The organism is Spiroplasma helicoides, assembly GCF_001715535.1.
In the GTDB taxonomy this organism is placed as follows: Bacteria; Bacillota_I; Bacilli_A; order Mycoplasmatales; family Mycoplasmataceae; genus Spiroplasma_A; species Spiroplasma_A helicoides.
In genome coordinates, this window is record NZ_CP017015.1 from 75,707 (window position 1) to 91,760 (window position 16,054).

Consider the following 16,054-nt stretch of genomic DNA (forward strand, 5'->3'; position numbering starts at 1 on the left):
TAATACAGAAGGGAAGTCAATGCTTAATGGCAAGAGATAAAAGTATTATTAATAAACATGCAAAGAAAGCTAATTTAATAATTAATAATGAAAGTGTTTATTCACAATTAAGTGATGAACAGTTAAAAGCTAAAACACAAGAATTTAAAGATCGTATTGCAGAAGGTGAATCTGTAGATAGTCTTTTAATAGAGGCTTTTTCGGTTGTTAGAGAAGCAGCTTGAAGAGTTTTAAAAATGAAAGCTTATAAAGTTCAGTTAATCGGAGCAATTATCTTACATGAAGGAGATATTGCTGAGATGAGAACTGGGGAAGGGAAAACCCTAACAGGATTATTTCCAGCATATTTAAATGCACTATCTGGACAAGGTGTACATGTTGTAACAGTTAACGAATACCTTTCAAAAAGAGATAGTGAAATAAATGGTCAAGTTTTTAATGCATTAGGATTAACAGTCGGGTTAAATAGTAGAGAATCATCTAAAGATCAAAAAAGAGAAGCGTATGCTGCAGATATTACTTACACAACCAATGCTGAACTAGGTTTTGATTATTTAAGAGATAACATGGTTTATACTTTTGAACAAAAAGTACAAAGAAAATTAAATTATGCAATCATCGATGAGGCCGACTCAGTACTTATCGATGAGGCAAGAACTCCACTAATTATTTCTGGAGGAAGTCAAAATAGAATTAATTTATATAAAGCAGCTGATGCCTGTGCTAAATCACTGAAAGAACCAGAAGATGTAGAAATTGATTTGGAATCTAAACAAGTTTATTTGACAGATGAAGGAATTAAAAAAGCACAAAAATATTTTAGTATTGAAAATCTATTTGATTTTAGAAATACTGAAGTTTTTCACTTGATTATGAATGCTTTAAAAGCTAACTTTACATTTAAAAAAGAAATTGAATATACTGTACAAGAAAATGAAATACTTTTGATTGATCAATTTACAGGAAGGGTTATGCCTGGTAGAGCATATAGTGACGGATTGCAACAAGCTTTACAAGCAAAAGAAAATGTTGAAATCGAAGAAGAAACATATACATTAGCAACAATTACATACCAAAACTTTTATAGATTATATAACAAACTTTCTGGTATGACAGGAACAGCAAAAACAGAAGAAGAAGAATTTTTAAAAATTTATAACACAAGAGTTATTGTTTGTCCAACTAATGTTCCAGTAATTAGAAAAGATGAACCTGATTTAACATTTGCAACTAAACAAGCAATGTTTAAACACTTGATAAAAGATTTAAAAGAATTAAATGACCAAGGTAGACCGGTTCTTATAGGAACAACTAGTGTTGAATCATCTGAACAAGTTGCGAGAAATTTAGAAAAAGCAAATCTAAAATTTGAGATGATTAATGCTAAGAACCACTTAAGAGAAGCAGAAATTGTTGAAAAAGCAGGTCAATTTAAATCTATTACGCTAGCAACCAATATGGCTGGTCGTGGTACAGATATTAAATTGTCAGAAGAAACTAAAAAACTTGGTGGATTATTTGTTATGGGAATAGAACGTAACGAAGCAAGACGTATTGACAACCAGTTAAGAGGACGTGCTGGTCGTCAAGGTGATCCTGGAACATCAAGATTTTATATCTCAATGGAAGATGAACTAATGATTAGATTTACAGCTCCAAAATTGAGAGAATATTTCTTAAAAAAATTAGGTGAGGATCATATCAAGTCAAGAATGTTTACAAGAGCAATTACAAATGCCCAAAAAAAATTAGAGGGTTTAAACTTTGACCAAAGAAAAAATGTTCTTGATTATGATAATATTCTTTCACAACAGCGTGAAGCTATGTACTCTCAAAGAGATGACATCTTATTGCAAGAAGACTTAAAGTTTGTTTTGTCTAGGTTTCAATACACAGTTGCTTTTGAACTTGTAGATGAATGTTCAGAACTTGTGAGAGGTGAAAGAACAGTTAATGTAAATATGTTGATTGGTAGAATTAATAATATTTATGTTCCAGAAAACTCTGTTAAAGAATCTGATTTAGTTGGTCTTGAAAAACACCAAATGGCTAAAATAATTCAAGACCAAATGATGGAACTTTATAAAAGAAAAATTGATGGTGTTCCAGACAATGTTATTCATGAAATGGAAAGAAGAACTATCCTACAAGCGTTTGATAAATTTTGAACACACCACATTAACTTATCTCAAAAACTAAGAAGTGGTATTTATTTACAACAATATGCACAAAATAATCCACTAAGTGAATATGTAGAAGAGTCTGCAAAATTATTTAATAGAATGAAAATAAATATTGCATTTGAAGCTATTGAAAAACTAAATAATTCATTCTCAGCAAGTGGTCAAGAACAACAATCTGGTCCAGAAATAAAAATAAATCTTGGTGATTTAGAGAAGAAAGATGAAAGACCAGTAATTAATGTTACTGAAAAAGATATTGATGAAATTCTAAAAGAAATCGGAATTGCACCAGAAGAATTTGCAAGAAACAATGTTGAAAAACGTTTCCAAGAACTTAAAGAAAAATTCATTGATGATCCAGAAAGACAAAGAAAACTAGAAATTCAAGAACACATAATTTCAGGATTGATGGATAAACTTGATGAAGTGGTTGCTCAAAGAAGACAAAAAGCGCAAGAACTTACTCAAGAAAACATGGACGCAATGGTTCAGAAATTCGGCTTAATGGGAAAATTATTTTCAGTTTCTGATGTAAAACAAGCTTATGAGAAACTTTTAGCAGAGGCAAAACCAGAAGATGTACCTCAACTTGAAGTTGAAGTTCAAGTATTGTTAGCAATAGCATCTGAGTTAGATAGCAAATTTGTAAAAGATCAATCTGGTGAGTATGTGATGAAAGACTCTGAAGGTAACATTGTCAAAAGAATAAAAACAAATCCAGACGGTACGATAAAAGAAGACGAAATTGAAGATACAGAACAAGTACAAACAAAAGTAAAAATAGGTTAATTAATTACAAAAAAATTTCTTAAAATTTTTTTGTAATTTTTTTATTACTTTATGTGTTATTATTTAATAGCAACACAGATGAGCTAGGAGCAATTCCTAGTATTTTTATGTAGGTGAAAAAATGAAGAAAGAAAGAAGAAATTTTGAATTAGTTACAGAATACAAACCGAGTGGTGATCAACCACAAGCAATATCACAATTGCTAGAAGGTTTGGCTAAAAATAAAAAGCATCAAGTTCTAATGGGGGCAACTGGTACAGGTAAAACTTTTACAATGGCCAACATTATAAAAAACGTCAATAGACAAACTCTTGTTTTGGCTCACAATAAAACTTTGGCAATGCAATTGTATATAGAATTAAAAGAACTATTTCCTAATAATAGAGTTGAGTATTATGTTTCTAACTTTGACTTTTATCAACCAGAAGCATATTTACCAGCAAGAGATTTGTACATTGATAAAGATGCGAAAAGAAACAATGAATTAGAAATGATGAGACTTAGTGCTAAAAATGCATTAATCACAAGAACAGATGTTATTGTAGTAGCTTCCGTAGCTGCAATTTATGCAAGCCAAAACCCAGTGGAGTACGGTGAAGTTTTTTTTGAATTGAAAGTTGGACAATCCATTTCTAAGAGAGACTTATTATCATTTTTGGTAAAAACAGGATACACAAGAAATGACAATAATCTTAGCATGGGAGAATTTAGCGCAAAGGGAGATATTATACAAATATCACCAAGTTGAACAGACTCATTTTATTTAAGAATATCAATGTTTGGAGATGAAATAGAAGCTTTGGACATAATGGATGTTTTAAACAACACAGTTAAAGAAAAGTACAGAATGTTCACAATATTTCCTGCAGCAGATTATGTAACTCAATGAGATAAATTAAATCATGCTATAGAAAATATAAATAAGGAATTAGAAGAAAGAGTGCAATGATTTTTAGATAACGGAAAATTATTAGAGGCTGATCGTTTAGCTAAAAGAACTAAATACGATATGGAAACATTGGCTGAGTTTGGAATGTGTAGTGGAATTGAAAACTATTCAGCACACTTGGACTTCAGACCTAAAGGTGCAACGCCATTTACTATTTTAGATTATTTCGAAAAAGATTTTTTAACTATAATCGATGAGTCTCATATGATGATTCCCCAAACTAGAGGAATGTACAATACAGATAGAAGTAGAAAAGAAACATTAGTTGAGTATGGATTTAGATTGCCTAGTGCTTTAGATAATAGACCTCTTAACTTTGAAGAATTCACATCTAAATTAAATGATGTTATTTATACATCTGCAACACCAGGCGATTATGAATTACAATTAACAAACAATGAGTATGTTGAACAAATAATTAGACCTACAGGACTAATTGATCCAACAATTACAATTCTTCCAACAACAAATCAAATGGAAGTTATAATTGAAAACATTCATAAAGTTGTCGAAAAAAAACAAAAAGTTTTTATAACAGCACTTACCATTAAACAATCTGAAGATATAACAACATTTTTACAGGGAAGAAATATCAAAGTTGCTTATCTTCATTCAGAATTGAAAACTCTAGAACGTAATGAAATTTTGGTTGATCTTCGTAAAGGAGTTTATGATGTAATTGTTGGTGTTAACTTGTTGCGTGAGGGATTGGACATACCTGAAGTAAGTTTGGTGTGTATACTCGAAGCAGACAAACAAGGATTTTTGAGAAATACAAGAAGTTTAATTCAAACGGTTGGTAGAGCAGCGAGAAATGCTGAAGGTAGAGTAATATTTTTTGCAAACTCTATTTCACAAGCGATGAAAGAAGCTATGGAAGAAACAGATAGAAGAAGAACAAAGCAAATTGAATATAATAAAATAAATAATATTATTCCAAAAACAATTATCAAAAAAATTAGTGACTTTGGTATTACAGATTCAAAAATAAGAAGTGCCATAGATCAAATAAATAAATCTAAAAAAGATAAGCAAAAACAAAAAGAGAACTTGATTGAAAAAATTAGAAAAGAAATGTTGGAAGCTGCAAAAGAACAAAACTATGAGAAAGCTGCAGAGCTTAGAGATTTAATTTTGGAAATTCAAGCAGAATAGGAGTAAGTTATGAGTCTAGACAAAATAATTGTTAAAGGTGCAAGAGAGCACAACTTAAAAAATATTGATATTGAAGTACCAAAAAATAAATTAATTGTTTTCACTGGATTATCTGGAAGTGGAAAATCATCTTTAGCTTTCAACACAATTTATGCTGAAGGGGAAAGAAGATATGTAGAATCACTTTCATCTTTTTCTAGACAATTTTTAAAGTCAACTGAAAAACCTGATGTAGATGATATTGAAGGACTTAGTCCAGCTATATCAATCGATCAAAAAACAACAAGTCATAATCCAAGATCAACGGTTGGAACAACAACTGAAATTCATGATCATCTAAGATTACTTTATGCAAACGTTGGAACACCTTATTGTATAAATGGGCACGGTAAAATTGAAAGTCAATCATTAAAAGAAATTGTCAAATCAATGCAAAGTAAAACAACAAATGGTGAACAAGTTTATGTTTTATCTCCTGTGGTTAGGGATAAAAAAGGAACTCACAAAGATTTATTCTCAAGATTACAAAGAGAAGGTTTCATTAGAGTTTTAGTAAATGGTGAAGTAAGAAACTTGGATGAAGAAATTGAGTTAGAAGGAAATAAAAGACACGACATTGATATTGTAGTTGATAGATTAGTTTACAATTTAGAAGATGAAGATATGCAATCAAGACTTTATTCTGCAATTGAAGTTGGACTAACTTATTCAAATGGATTAATAAAAATAAATTATCCTAAAAAAGATAATTTAACAACTTTATACTCAACAAAATATTCTTGTAGAGAATGTGGTTTTATGATACCCAATTTAGAACCAAATTTATTTTCTTTTAACAAAAAAAATGGAGCATGTGAAACTTGTTCAGGATTAGGAGTTAATTTAGAAGCTGATTTAGGATTAATTGCACCAGATACAAATCTTTCTATTAGACAAGGTGCAATAATTTATTTTAAAAATATAGTTGATACACAAAATTTAGAGTGACAAGACTTTAAGTTTTTATGTGATTATTATTTAGTAGACATAGACACTCCATTAAATCAACTAAGAGAAAATCAATTACAAGCAATTTTTTATGGTAGCGATGAGCCCATTGAAAGATCTATAAGCTCTTCAAGTGGGAATGTTTTAAATAGATTTAATTATGTAGAAGGTGTAGCAACTTTAATTGAAAGAAAATATTTAAGTACCAAGTCTGAGGAAAATAGAAAATTCTATGGAAAATTTATGTCATCCAAAGTTTGCAAAACTTGTGATGGTAAAAGACTAAATGAAATTGCTTTAAGTGTAAAATTAAATGGTTTAAGCATAGCAGACTTTGTTGATATGACAATTGAAGATGAGTTAAATTTTTTACTACACTTGGAGTTAACTGAACATCAACAAAAAATTGCTAGCTTAGTTTTAAATCAATTACTATCAAGAATAAGTTTTTTAAACGAAGTTGGTTTAAACTACTTGACACTTTCTAGAAGTGCTACAACTTTATCAGGAGGAGAATCTCAAAGAATTAGACTAGCAAAGCAATTAGGTTCAAAGTTATCTGGAGTGCTTTATGTTTTAGATGAACCTTCAATTGGACTTCACCAAAGAGATAATGACAAACTAATCACAACATTAAAAAAACTAAGAGACTTAGGTAATACATTAATTGTTGTTGAACATGATGAAGATACAATGAAAGAGTCAGATTGAATTGTTGACATCGGACCGGGGGCAGGAGTAAACGGTGGAGAAGTAGTTGCAGAAGGAACTTATGATGATATTTGTAATAATGAAAACTCATTAACGGGAAAATACTTGTCTAAAAAACTTTCTATACCAGTTCCAAAAAATAGAAGAGGAGGTAATGGAAAAAAACTAGAAATACTAGGTGCATCAGAAAATAATTTAAAAAACATCGATGTAACTATTCCATTGGGAAAATTTGTTACTATAACTGGAGTTAGTGGTAGTGGAAAATCAACCTTACTAGAAGAAGTAATTTATAAAGGTTTAAAAAAAGAAATAGCAAAAGAATTTATTAGACCAGGTAAGTATAAAAAAATAAAAGGTGCAGAGAATATAGATAAAATAATTTACATTTCACAAGATCCAATTGGAAAAACTCCAAGATCTAACCCAGCAACATATACATCAGTTTTTGATGACATAAGAGATTTGTTTGCAGCAACTCCAGAAGCAAAAATGAGAGGGTACAAAAAAGGAAGATTTAGTTTTAATGTACCTGGTGGACGATGTGATGCATGTTGAGGAGATGGTGTTGTAAGAGTTGACATGCAATTTTTAGGATTTGTAGAAGTTATGTGTGAAGTTTGCGAAGGTAAAAGATATAACGATGAGACTTTACAAGTTAAATTTAAATCTAAAAATATTTGAGATGTACTTAATATGACAGTTCAAGAAGCAGCGGACTTTTTTGAAAATATTCCTAAGATAAAAGATAAACTTGATACTATTTTAGCTGTTGGACTTGGCTATATTAAATTAGGTCAAAATGCAACCACTCTTTCTGGTGGTGAAGCACAACGTGTTAAGTTATCAACTTTTTTACTTAAAAAATCTACTGGAAAAACTTTATTCTTACTTGATGAACCAACAACCGGTTTACATATTGATGATGTAAAAAGATTAATTCAAGTTTTAAATATTTTAGTTGATCAGGGTAATACAATCTTAACAATCGAACACAATCTTGACTTTATAAAAGTTTCAGATTATGTAATTGATTTGGGTCCAGAAGGAGGAAGTGGTGGTGGAAGAATACTTGCCACTGGAACTCCAGAGCAAGTTGCAACAAGCAAAGAGAGTTATACAGCAAAATACTTGAGAGAATATTTGAATGATTAGTGTTAGTCAAGAAATAATACCATCAAGTATTTTATTTAGAAAGCAGTATAACTTAAAAAAATTGTTGGAAGACCTAAATAACCCGCAAGATAATTTTAAAGTTATCAATGTTGTTGGTACAAATGGTAAAGGATCTACATCAACATTTATTTACAAAAATTTATTTCAAAAATATAGAAATGTAGGTCTATTTACATCACCGGCTTTTCTTTATCACAACGAAAGAATACAAGTAAACAATGAATTTATACCAGATGATTTTTTGAAGAAAAGCATTGGTAATAATTTTGATCTTTTTAAAAAATATGAATTAACTTTTTTTGAAATTTGAACTTTTATTGCAATTGAATATTTTAATTTTAAAAAAATTGAAATAGCAGTTATTGAAGCTGGTATTGGTGGTGTAAAAGATGCTACATCAGTATTTAATAATCAAATTTGTGTTTGTGTAACGTCTATTGGATTAGACCATATAGAAGTTTTAGGAAACAAAATTGAAAACATAATTGAAAATAAAATAAAAATTGCTAAACATAACTCAAAAATATATACAACCAAAAAAAATTATAATTATTTGGAACATTTTAAGAAGTATACAAGTAATGAAATAATTTTTTGTGAAGACTTTGATGACAAGACATATCAAAAATATAACAAAGGAATAGCCAAAAAAGTTTTAGAAAGTTTGGGTATAACTTATGATATAAATACAGAGCCGCCTCTAGGAAGACAAACTATATTAAATAAAGATCCACTTTTCATAATAGATGGTTGTCACAATTTAGATGGTGCTCAAGAACTTGTGAAATCAATTAAAAATATAGAAGAGTTTACAATATTATTTGGCTCTAGTGTAGGTAGAGAAAATAATGATATGGTTAAATTTTTGGATAGTAGGTTTAAAAATTTTTATGTAACAAAGTTTGACCATATGAAAGCCTGAGATTTAAATTTAGTCAATGCAAAAAATAAAGTTTACGACTGAAAAGAATTTTTAAAAAATAGCGATTGTAACATTTTAGTGTGTGGAAGTTTATACTTTATACCTTTAGTATATGATTGATATAAGGAGGAAAAAAATGATTTGATATATTAGTACAAATGTTATTGGTTTGGTATTGGTACTTGGCATGCTAATTTTAGCCTTTGCCCTAGAAGGGTTTACATTTAAAAAAATTTCAATTAAACACATAACAATCATGGCAACTTTTGGAGCTGTGAGTGTAGCACTTACAAATTTTGTTGGTTATAGTATACCTATATTTGGTAATGTTAGGTTAGCTTTTGGTGATTGAATTATATTTTTATTGGGAATGTGTTTTGGTCCTTTATGCGGAGTAATATCTGGTATTTCAATTGATTCAATTGGTAATGTAATACCAAACTCTTTTGGATATCATGCGGGTTATATGTTAAATAAAGCAGTTCTAGGTTTTTTTGGAGCCTTAGTATTTTTGATAAAATCAGAAAAAAGATTATTTTTGAAAGTAGCTCTTCTATATTCTATTCCTTATGTTTTACAAAGCTTGGTATTAAATCAAATTTGAATGTATTCATGAAAAGGAGATTTAGTTTGATTGGATATGATAGCTAAGTTAATTAAGCTTCCAATAGCTCTACCGATTTACATAAGTGTAACATATTTTTCATTTAGAGTTGTGAAAAAACTTCTTGATAGATGACAAAATGAATATATTTGGTGTTTCAGAAATCAGCAAAATCAAGAACTTGCGTTAATAAATTAAAAGTCTATCAAGACTTTTTTATTTATAAAGATTTTTTAAATAGTCTATCATTAATATATAATACAAATAGTGGGGTGTTCATATGAAAAAACTAACTTTAAAAAAAATTGCTGAAAAGTTGGATTTAGAAGTTTTATCAGGAGAACAAAATATAGATAATATTATAAAAGTTTATGGAATAAATAGAGCAGGTTTAGAATTAACAGGATATTTTGAACAAGGGGAAAAATCACATAGATTAATCTTAATGTCAACAAAAGAATTTAATTATATTAAAAATTTTGGTGAAAATGACAGAAGGGGTAGATATGTGCTATTAATGAAAAAAAATATTCCTGGAATAGTTATAACAAAAAAATTTGAAGATGAGTTACTAATAAAAATAGCAGAAGAGATGAATGTACCCATTTTAAGAACTAAATCAGATTCGACAAGCGATTTTACAAAAGATATTTTGGATCTAATGGATGATTACTTTGCACCTTCAGAAGAGATGCATGCATCTTTTATAAATATTTTTGGTAAAGGTACATTATTAATTGGGGAATCAGGTATTGGTAAATCAGAATTGGCAATGGATTTGATAAAATCAAACCACTTATTTGTAGGAGATGACAGAATCGTTGTTACCAAAAAAGCAGGTAATTTATATGGTAGAAGCCACCCAATCTTAAAAAATCTAGTAGAGGTTAGAGGTATTGGAATAATTGATGTTGCTAAAACCAATGGTTATAAAGTCATAATGGACGAATCACCCGTGGACCTTGTGGTAGAGCTATCAATTTTCAAAAAAGATGGTGTTGATGATTCAGATAGATTAGGTCATGTTTATAATACATATTCAATATTAGGAACAGATGTACCATACTTAAAAATACCAGTATCATCTGGTAGAAATATTCAAAACATAATAGAAACCGCAGTATCAAAATTAAAAATTACACTAAGTGGATTGTATGAAGATGATGCGACTTTATTAACAGAAAGAGTTAAGGAGTTTAGTGATGATGATTAATTCTTTAGCTTCAGATAATCCGTTTTGAGATGCTTGAAAAAATGGAAATGGAGATGGTGATAAGTTTTCATTTTTATATAGTGTTTTTTTAACAATAGGAGTTATGGTTACTGTTATGGCTTGTGCCATAAACCTATGAACTAGAAAAATGCCAATGAAAGATTTTATGAACGCAATTTATATCGTTGTGGGTGCTGGTGTAATTGGTGGATCTATATTTGGTAAACTGGGTACTGGTATACCAATATATAAAATAGTTTTCTTTTGAGAAGCTGGTATGAGTTTTTTTGGAGCATTTTTATGTGGATTTGTAGGTGGTTTTGTTTTTCTTTATTTAAAAAGAGATAAAACTAAAATATCTATATGAACTTATGCTGACTGTATAGTGCCACACGTTTTATTAGGTCAAGCAATTGGTAGATGGGGTAATTTATTTAACCATGAAATTTTAGGTAGACCAATTGATATAAAAAACTTTCAATGATTACCATCGTGAGTATGACAAAGATTATTTTACTATGCAGACCCTTCAACATCTGAATTATCAAAAGAACTAATATATAGAGAACCATTATTTTTGTATGAAATGATTGGAACTTTTCTAAGCTGATTTATTATAGTATTTTTTATTAAAAATTTAGGAATAATTTTTAGTAAAAAACCTTGAAAAGTTGATCCATTAGCATTTCCTGTTAAAAAAGGAATTAAAAAAGAAGAACTAGTTTATAGAGACACTTATGAGGATATAAAATATAAAATTGAGCTCAACAGCGAAGGAGAATTATATAGGTTGTCTAAACGTCAAGCTTGGATGAAGGCTTATTTTTTATACCAAGCAAACATAAGTGATGTCAATAGAGCTCAAAAGATTATTGATAATCATGTCAATATATATTTAAAAAGTGTAGAAAAAATTAATAATTATAAATACAAATTAAATGAACAAATAAAAAAAGAAAAAGAGAATTTTAAAAATAAAAAAATAGAACAAGAAAAGTTGAAAGCAAACATAATTTTACTTAAAAATACTTATAAGGAAAACATTAAAGATTTGATACCAAATTCATCAAGATTTAAAAATTTTATAACAAGAGACTCAAGTGAGTTATATGCAATTAATAATCCTGATAAATATTTTGTTATAAATAGTGGTGTTCTTGCAAGTTCTTATATTATAATTTATTCAATGATAAGGTTAATATTGGACTCATTTAGAAATAGATATGAACTTGCTTTTAAATGAAACCCAGTTATGAACTACTTATCAATTGGTGGAATCTTTGTATTAGGAATTATAGTTTTAATTATTGCACAATTTATAGCACCAAAAAAATGGCGAGAAGAGGGTTGATTATATGAAAAGTCTTACTAATGCTGATTATGATTTAATTATTGCTGGAGCAGGTCCGGCAGGATTAACAGCTGCAATTTACGCTTGCAGAGCTGGACTAAATGTTATTGTTTTAGAAAAAGATGTACCTGGGGGTAAAATTGTTAAAACTGGAGATATTGAAAATTATCCAGGTTATACAAATATACAAGGAGTTGATCTTGCATTAAAATTTGTAGAGCAAGCAACTGAACTGGGAGCAAAAATCGAATATTCTGGATTAAAAAGTTTTAAAAAAGATAAATTCTTTTATGTAGAATTAACAAATGGAAACATTATTACTGGTGGAGCACTAATAATTTCCACAGGTTCAAAAGAAAATACTTTAGGTGTGCCTGGTGAAGAAGAGTTTTATGGTAAAGGTGTATCGTATTGTGCAGTCTGTGATGGAGCAAATTTTAAAGGTCAAAAAATGGCTGTTGTCGGTGGTGGATATGCTGCCGTTGAAGAGGCTATTTACTTAACAAGATTTGCAGAAAAAGTATTTTTAATTCACAGAAGACAAGGGTTTAGAGTAGACTCAAAATTATTAGATAAACTTAATAAAAATGACAAAATTGAACTTGTGCTTGATAGTGTTGTGAAAACTATTAATGGTGACAACAATGTACAAAGTGTAACAATACAAAATGTTAACGATAAATCTGTTTCAACTATTCAAGTTGGTGCAGTATTTCCATTTATTGGTCAATACCCAATAACCGAATTTATTCAAAACAAAGAAATTTTAAACGAAACCAATCACATTAAATCAGACATAAATATGTCAACAAAAATTGAAGGGCTATTTACAGCGGGTGATGTTAGAGATACACCACTTAGACAAATAGCTACAGCTGTTTCGGATGGTGCAATCGCTGGTCAAAATGCAGTTAAATACATTGAAAACCTTAATTAGTTGAGTTAAGGTTTTTTATTTGTGGTAGAATTTTATAAGTTAGAGGTGAAATTAATGGAATACTGACTAGATGAATGGTTTCAATCAGACTCTTCAAAGTGAACCATTAAAAGTGATTATGGATTTTTGCATGTATATGCTTTAACTATGACACTAGGTGTTTTAGCAGCAATTGCTTTAGCTTGTTATCAAATGTGAAGAAAAAAACTTCCTTTACAAGATATATTGATTGCAGCAATTTTTATAGTTCCTAGTGGACTATTTGTAGCAAGTTTTTTTGGAAAACTAAATTCAGATGGTAAATCAATGCTTGGAAATTACGGTTTCTTCGGCTTATTTGCATTTTGAAAAGAAGGAATGTCAATTCACGGGGCAATTCTTGGTGGTGGTATTGCCGCCCTTATATCTCTTTATTTCTTAGGTAGAAGAACCAGAATTTCTGTTTTTACTTATGCAGACTGTGTTGCTCCTGGAATATTGATTAGTCAATCAATTGGTAGATGAGGTAACTTTTTTAATCATGAATTAACAGGAAAACCAATTGGTATTTATGGTTCTGATGCTTTAAGTAATATGCCTAAATGATTGCAAGATAACTTAGCTTTCAAAGCTACAGCAGAAGGAATTGGTAAAACTCTAAATGGATTTACCTTAGAAGATAATGTAACATATGTAATGCAACCATTATTTTTATACGAATCAGTTAGTTTTTTATTCTTATATCTATTTATAGTTTTATTTATTCCAGGAATTGGAAAATGGGTAGGTAAAAAACCTTGAAAAGTACATCCAGAAACATACAATCTTGATTGAAAAAAATCTTGAAAATATGCTTTTACTTGAAATAAAAGTTTAAAAGATGATACTTATTTTCAAATTTGAAGAGATGCCTACTTTACAAAAGTAGAAACAAACAGAAATGCTTGGTATGAGCAGAAACTTTTAGAAATATCAGCTACAAATAAGATTAAAAAACGATGGTTACAAGGAAAGGCTTTATTAGAAGCTAATAATCCTGATGGATACAGCCCTACTAGAGTGGGTGTTCAGTGTGGAGCTTATTTCTTATGCTGAAATTTAGTAAGATTCTTTATTGAAATTGATAGATCACAAGAAGGATTTTTTGTAATGTACAATTTCGGGCTTTCTATAGCGCTAATTGTTTTGACAGGATTGTTTGGTTTAATACTAATAATTCTTGCACAATTTATTTCTCCATACCTTACAAGAAGACCTGGTTGCATATATGAAAAACCTTATTTCTATACAGAACAAATTGTAGAAGAAGTTATTAATAAATCATCCAATTCAATTTTCAAAAAATCTAAAAAAGTTGAACAGTCAAAAATTGAAGAAAAAAGAAAAAAAGCTTTAGAAAAACTTGAGAAACTTTCTAAACAAAATAACTCATCAAAAGACCAACAAAAATAAAAATATTTTGAAGACAAGTAGGTGATCAAATGTCATTTGCCAGAAACGTGAAAGAAGAAGTTTTAGATCACATCTTTACCCCCGAACAAACGATTATGCTTTTGTCGGGTTTTATAAAATATAACGGAGAGTTCCTTTATACTAATAAAGGAACAATTTTAAGATTGTCTTCACAATCCAATAAAATTACTAGACAAATACTAACACTATTGAAGACTATATATGACGGGAATATCGAAATATCAATTAAGCAAACTAATAAACTTAGAAAAGATAAAGTTTATGAATTACTAATCGCCGAAAATGTACATGATTTTTTATCAAAATACTATATATATGATATTGATAAAAATGATAAAATAATAAGGATTAATTTAAAAGGTGATTTTGACCATAGTTGATTAAGAGCATATATTTCCGGAGTTTTTATTGCCGTTGGCAGCGTCAATAGCCCGGCAACTAGTAACTATCACTTAGAATTCCAAACTAAAGATTTGGAGTCTGCTGAATATATAAGAGATTTATTAAATCAATTTGAATTCGGTTTTAAAGTAATCGCAAAAAAAAACAAATATATTTGTTATATTAAAAGATCCTTGTATGTCTCAGATTTTTTGAGATTTATTGATGCACCAAAATCGGTGCTTGAGTTCGAAAACACAAGGATCACAAGAGACGTCAGAAATAATATTAACAGGATGACGAACATTGATATTTATAATCAACATAAATCTGAAAACGCTGGGGCTAAACAAACTCAGCAAATAGAGTTGATTAAAAATAACAAACTTTTTAGCGAGTTGTCAGAAAAGGCTCAAAATTTAGCAAACATACGTTTGGAACACCAGGATGCGTCTTTTTCAGAATTAGAAAAAATGATGAATGAAAAAGGCATTGAAATTACCAAATCTGGTATTAGCAACTTGTTTAAAATAATTGCAAAACTAGCAGAAAGCATAGGTGGATAATATGATTAAGAGCGATGTTATAAGCATTTTTAGCCAAAATATGAAAGAATTGCGTGTTAAAAAAGGCTTAACTCAAGAAGAATTGAGTTTCAAAGCTGGCTTACACAGAAATTACATTTCTGATACTGAACGTGGTAGAAGAAATGTGTCATTAAAAGCAGTACAAAAAATAGCTTCAGGTCTTGAAGTAACAATTCAAGAACTTTTCGCACAAACTATTTAAAAAAAACAAATCATTAAGATTTGTTTTTTTTATTCATAAATAGTTATTATTGTATGTCTATCAACTTCTGGTTCTAAAATTAAATCATTGTAATTTGAATAAAGAAGATAAACTTTAAAATGTTTTTTCTTAAGAGTTCTATACAGATTTAAATTACTTCTGTAGTCATGATTTATTAATAAAATCTTTTTACTTCTATCTAATACTTTGTAATACTTGTAATTAAATGTAAGGATAGGCAGATTAATTGTATTTTCTATGTGATTGTCAGCATAAGCTACAACATTTCTAAGATCAGCAACTTGTCATTTTTCACTTTTAAGTATTTTTAAAAAATTTTTAGCTGGTTTTGTTCTATATTTTTTCTTAAATGAATTTGTTTTGAAAATTTTAGCCATAAATTTAAAAACATAATCTAGTCATTGCATATAATCACTTCCTTAAACGCATCTAAT

General features: G+C 29.1%; 11 protein-coding genes and 1 pseudogene. 11 read left to right on the forward strand and 1 reads right to left on the reverse strand.

The window, feature by feature from the left end:
* Positions 1 to 26: 26 nt before the first annotated feature.
* From secA to SHELI_RS00425, 11 genes and pseudogenes are all read left to right on the forward strand, one after another.
* A pseudogene (secA, locus tag SHELI_RS00375) lies at positions 27 to 2,651 on the forward strand (preprotein translocase subunit SecA); the annotation flags it as partial.
* 442 nt (positions 2,652 to 3,093) lie between these two features.
* A complete protein-coding gene (gene uvrB, locus SHELI_RS00380) occupies positions 3,094 to 5,076 on the forward strand; it encodes an excinuclease ABC subunit UvrB (protein ID WP_069115811.1) in 1,983 nt (660 codons plus the stop codon).
* 9 nt (positions 5,077 to 5,085) lie between these two features.
* Complete coding sequence (gene uvrA / locus SHELI_RS00385) at positions 5,086 to 7,929, forward strand: excinuclease ABC subunit UvrA (protein ID WP_069115812.1); 2,844 nt, start codon at positions 5,086 to 5,088, stop codon at positions 7,927 to 7,929.
* Positions 7,922 to 9,025 carry a Mur ligase family protein gene (locus tag SHELI_RS00390; protein ID WP_069115813.1) on the forward strand — a complete coding sequence of 368 codons (1,104 nt, stop codon included), beginning with the start codon at positions 7,922 to 7,924 and terminating at the stop codon, positions 9,023 to 9,025. The genes uvrA and SHELI_RS00390 overlap by 8 nt, the downstream gene beginning before the upstream one ends.
* Positions 9,009 to 9,674, forward strand: a complete 666-nt coding sequence (locus tag SHELI_RS00395; protein ID WP_069115814.1) for a folate family ECF transporter S component — start codon at positions 9,009 to 9,011, stop codon at positions 9,672 to 9,674. The genes SHELI_RS00390 and SHELI_RS00395 overlap by 17 nt, the downstream gene beginning before the upstream one ends.
* An 82-nt stretch (positions 9,675 to 9,756) precedes the next feature.
* On the forward strand, positions 9,757 to 10,689 hold the full coding sequence (gene hprK / locus SHELI_RS00400; protein WP_069115815.1) for an HPr(Ser) kinase/phosphatase: 933 nt from the start codon (positions 9,757 to 9,759) through the stop codon (positions 10,687 to 10,689).
* Positions 10,682 to 12,061 (forward strand): prolipoprotein diacylglyceryl transferase, encoded by a 1,380-nt coding sequence (locus SHELI_RS06065; protein ID WP_198146098.1) that lies wholly within the window; start codon positions 10,682 to 10,684, stop codon positions 12,059 to 12,061. The genes hprK and SHELI_RS06065 overlap by 8 nt, the downstream gene beginning before the upstream one ends.
* On the forward strand, positions 12,045 to 12,977 hold the full coding sequence (gene trxB, locus SHELI_RS00410) for a thioredoxin-disulfide reductase (RefSeq protein WP_069115817.1): 933 nt from the start codon (positions 12,045 to 12,047) through the stop codon (positions 12,975 to 12,977). Before SHELI_RS06065 ends, trxB begins: the two co-directional genes overlap by 17 nt.
* 54 nt (positions 12,978 to 13,031) lie before the next feature.
* Positions 13,032 to 14,408 carry a prolipoprotein diacylglyceryl transferase gene (locus SHELI_RS00415; protein WP_069115818.1) on the forward strand — a complete coding sequence of 459 codons (1,377 nt, stop codon included), beginning with the start codon at positions 13,032 to 13,034 and terminating at the stop codon, positions 14,406 to 14,408.
* 29 nt (positions 14,409 to 14,437) lie between these two features.
* Positions 14,438 to 15,376 (forward strand): DNA-binding protein WhiA, encoded by a 939-nt coding sequence (whiA, locus tag SHELI_RS00420; protein WP_069115819.1) that lies wholly within the window; start codon positions 14,438 to 14,440, stop codon positions 15,374 to 15,376.
* Position 15,377: 1 nt separating this feature from the next.
* Entirely contained in the window at positions 15,378 to 15,599 is a 222-nt protein-coding gene (locus SHELI_RS00425) for a helix-turn-helix domain-containing protein (protein WP_069115820.1), read from the forward strand.
* A gap of 29 nt (positions 15,600 to 15,628) precedes the next feature.
* Here the strand turns inward: SHELI_RS00425 and SHELI_RS00430 are convergent, their stop codons facing one another.
* Positions 15,629 to 16,027 (reverse strand): rhodanese-like domain-containing protein, encoded by a 399-nt coding sequence (locus SHELI_RS00430; protein WP_069115821.1) that lies wholly within the window; start codon positions 16,025 to 16,027, stop codon positions 15,629 to 15,631.
* Positions 16,028 to 16,054 lie beyond the last annotated feature (27 nt).